Source organism: Actinomycetota bacterium (assembly GCA_013152275.1).
In the GTDB taxonomy this organism is placed as follows: domain Bacteria; phylum Actinomycetota; class Acidimicrobiia; order Spongiisociales; family UBA4744; genus BMS3Bbin01.
The window spans coordinates 1-3,252 of record JAADGS010000094.1 but is presented as its reverse complement, the minus strand read 5'-3'; the positions used below and the strand labels follow the sequence as shown (position 1 = coordinate 3,252).

Genomic DNA, 3,252 nt, shown 5'->3' with positions numbered 1-3,252 from the left:
CGACCACAACCCCCGAGGGAAGACCAGATGCGTCACCGGCCTGGTAGAGGAGTCGAGCCAACGTGGTAGAAGGGATCCCGGTGGCGGTCTCGAGACCGGCAGCCGCACGGGCGGCAAGCGCCGTGCCCAGGATCGGGGTGCCGGTCAGAGCAGCGAGCTGGCTGATCACCGCCATCACAGCGGTCTTGTGACCTCTGCCGTGTGAAGGTCACTGGCCGTCTCGTCGCGCCTGCGCACGATCGGGCTCTTCTGCCGTTTTCCCTTGCCCCGTATGGATTCTCGAATCTCATCGCTTCTCGCCGTTTCTCGATGTTTCCCATTGTCATGTGGACGCGATGTGGTCGCGGACCCTGCGCGCCGCCGGGACCATGTACACATACGGCCTAGTGCGTTTCCCCTCTGCATCGAGAAGATCACGTCGGTAAGCCTTTCCGGGTGCTGATGCGACGGTACGGTTGAGCGACGAGGATGGCGGCCTTGTGTACCTATCGGGGAGTGTCGAGTCGATGGAGGATCGATCCTTCGAGGAGTTCTACGAGGAGGAGTACAGCGCTGTGTTGGCACTCGCTCGGGTTCTGACGGGGGATCTGACCCGTGCCGAGGATGTGGCCCACGATGCGTTCATTGCCGCCCTCGAAGCGTGGGACACGGTGGAGAACGCGGCTGGATGGATCCGCCGTGTGACTGCGAACAAGTCCCACTCGGCTTGGCGGCGTCGATACGCCGAGCGGCGTGCGTTGAGCCGAGTTTCCCAGCCGATCCGCATCGGAATGGACGTCCCGTCAGATACCGAGGCTTTCTGGGGTCAGGTTCGTCGTCTCCCGCGGAGGCAGGCCCAGGCGATTGCCTTGTTCTACTTGGAGGATCGGTCGATCTCTCAGATCGCCGAGCTACTCGAGTGTTCCGAGTCGACCGCCCGGGTTCACTTGGTGCGGGGTCGCAGGACGTTGGCGAAAAGATTGGATCTGGAACTATGAACGAACTCGACTCAGCTGGGCGCCATCATGCTCAGGTCGTCGTGGCGTCGGTCGCCGACATCGCTCCACCGCCGATGAACTCTCTCGTGTCGAAGACATCTCGGAGATCCCGGGGTAGCTTGCTCGTTGCCGTCGTCGGTCTTGCGATTGCTGTCGGCGGCTTTGCCGTGTTAGCGATACGCGACGGCGGGGTGCCATCTGCCACCGATTCGGCGTCCCCACCAACACCGTCGTCTGCCACTTCCTCGTTGCCGCCGCCATCAACAACGCTCGGGCCGAGTGCACTCCCAGCGTTCAACGTATCGTTGTTCATCGACGCGAAACTCGGTGGAGCGTTCAACGAGCCCACTGATGAGATTGGAGTCGTTGCGCTCGTACCCGTCGACGCCCAGCAGGCTTTCGAGGCCTACCTCGCCACCGTCGCTCTCGCGGAGCTAGATAGTGTGACCTACATCTCTTCGTCTGACGTCGCGGCGGCCGCGAAGGCGTTCGCCACCGCCCAAGGGACAGCTCCCCCGGAACAGAGGTGGGTCGCGGTCGGTTTCGTTCCCCGATTCCTTGACAGTCCAACTGGAGATTGGATTGAGGAGCTTGCAGGTGTCGCTGGTGTGCGGATCGCCCGTGTCGACTTCGTACCGTTGGCGACACGCGGCCTCGAAGGGTGGCGGGTTGTCGCTGACTTGGGATTCGGCATCAGCAGCGGGGCCATAGTTCAGGCTGTCGATGCTGGCGTCGTCGTGATCGATGGGATATCGACGCGACTCGTTCTTGACGATGGATCTTGGGTCGACGGCGCTCCCTCACCCCTTGCCGTGCAATCGTCGTGCTGCGGGGATGTGTCAGGATTTCCCGCGAAGGACTCCGTCATTCTCATCAAGGCCGAGAACTCCGAGGTTTGGATTCTCGATGTTGACACGCTGACGTGGCGCCAAGCCGATACCCCGCCCGCCACCGGCTACCCTGTCGGCTCTGCTCGTTACCCGTTGGGATCAGCTCTTATCGATAGGGAGCTTGTGGTGGTGACGGCAGCCGGTCGCTACGTGGACGCAATCTCGACCGTCGCAGCCCTCGACATCGACACAGGCGCCTGGCGCGAGTTCGACCCCGTTCCATCACCAATTGCGGTCGGTGGTGTGACGAGCGACGGGAACCGCTTGATCGTTGCGGGTACCGCCCAAGACGGGAACAACGTCGTTATTGGCGACCGCAACCCTGTGGTCTATCAACACACCACAGACAGCGGCTGGCAGCAGCTCCCCTCCATCCCTATTGATGGCCAAGCATCCACCATCACCTGGGTGGACAATGCCGGCATCCTGGCGTGGAACTATGAGCAAGAGTCGGCGATCCTCGACAGATCCGGACAGTGGCGTACCATCGGGAACGTGCCGATGCCGTTCTCGGAGTGCTACCCGAGATCTGAATCGGTGAACGCTGGCGCCGTTGGGCAGTGCGGCGGTCTCGCCTGGTTCGATGCAGCCACCGTTGCATGGCATCCCATCGAAACACCCTATGTGGCCAGGTTCGCCTGGGCGCGTGATCGGCTCGCAGGTTTCCTAGAGGTCGATCGCAACACGACGAGACTCACCGCATACGACTTGCCTCCGAAATCCCCAAGCGACAGCTGACCGCTACGCACGGAGCCCAGCGAGGCCGTGGCAGTGCTTGTACTCGAGACCCGATCCGCAGGGGCAGCGTTCGTTGCGGCCGATCTTCCGACCCGCCGGCGCGGATTGGGCGATCTGCTGGGAAGCAGGATCGAGCCCCCGCTCTCGCGCTTGCAGCGCTCGCTCCCAGGTGCCCAACCGAGTCGTCAATTCGAGGGCGCACTCCTCGGTCGCCGCGAGGTCCCGCTCCCGGGTCGCGAGTCGCGATTCGCGTGCAGCGAGTTCCTCCTCGCGTCGTCCTGCTCGCACTCCATCATCTCTGTCGGTGTGTTCAACAACCACGTTCTGGAGCTCGTGGATGATCAGGCCAGCGACAGCTTTCCCCATCGTCAGCCCGATCGCCTGGCAGTAGCGCCGCCACGTTGACCACGCGGCATCCGACAACGGAATCTTGACCGCCTGGGTCGCCGCGACCTGTCCGAGCTCGGCAAAGATCCGCCGATCGACCTTCGCCAGTGTCCCCCCGTCGAGTGCCATCAGGCCACCTCCCCGGTCAACCAGTTGACCGGCCGCAACGTGTTGCACGTGCGTGTGTGATTCGGGGGTGTCTGTACGCAATCGCGACGCGGAGGCCGGTGTCACGGTCGTGAATCGGATCGCGGCCGTCA

At 63.0% G+C, this 3,252-nt stretch carries 4 protein-coding genes and 1 pseudogene; 2 read left to right on the top strand and 3 right to left on the bottom strand.

Translation table 11 applies throughout. From position 1 onward, the window contains the following. On the bottom strand, positions 1-175 hold a 175-nt coding region (locus tag GXP34_14520; GenBank protein ID NOY57180.1), incomplete at its 3' end, for a hypothetical protein. A gap of 331 nt (positions 176-506) precedes the next feature. Here GXP34_14520 and GXP34_14515 point away from each other — a divergent pair. Beyond that, entirely contained in the window at positions 507-977 is a 471-nt protein-coding gene (locus GXP34_14515; GenBank protein NOY57179.1) for a sigma-70 family RNA polymerase sigma factor, read from the top strand. Positions 978-1,008: 31 nt separating this feature from the next. On the opposite strand, the gene GXP34_14510 is transcribed toward GXP34_14515, so the two are convergent. Continuing rightward, positions 1,009-1,290: a hypothetical protein gene (locus GXP34_14510; protein ID NOY57178.1), complete on the bottom strand. Its 282-nt coding sequence runs from the start codon at positions 1,288-1,290 to the stop codon at positions 1,009-1,011. Here GXP34_14510 and GXP34_14505 point away from each other — a divergent pair. After that, the gene (locus GXP34_14505) at positions 1,283-2,605 is read left to right on the top strand and encodes a hypothetical protein (protein NOY57177.1); all 1,323 of its coding nucleotides are present in this window, start codon (positions 1,283-1,285) and stop codon (positions 2,603-2,605) included. The two genes, GXP34_14510 and GXP34_14505, sit on opposite strands and share 8 nt — an antisense overlap. A gap of 3 nt (positions 2,606-2,608) precedes the next feature. On the opposite strand, the pseudogene GXP34_14500 reads toward GXP34_14505, so the two are convergent. Continuing rightward, positions 2,609-2,698 (bottom strand): annotated as a pseudogene (locus tag GXP34_14500) (hypothetical protein). Positions 2,699-3,252: the final 554 nt, after the last annotated feature.

Bases quoted from the DNA above. Each gene is read 5' to 3' on its own strand.
- GXP34_14515 (NOY57179.1), top strand. From the start codon at position 507: ATGGAGGATCGATCCTTCGAGGAGTTCTACGAGGAGGAGTACAGCGCT.
- GXP34_14510 (NOY57178.1), bottom strand. From the start codon at position 1,290: ATGAACAACGATACGTTGAACGCTGGGAGTGCACTCGGCCCGAGCGTT.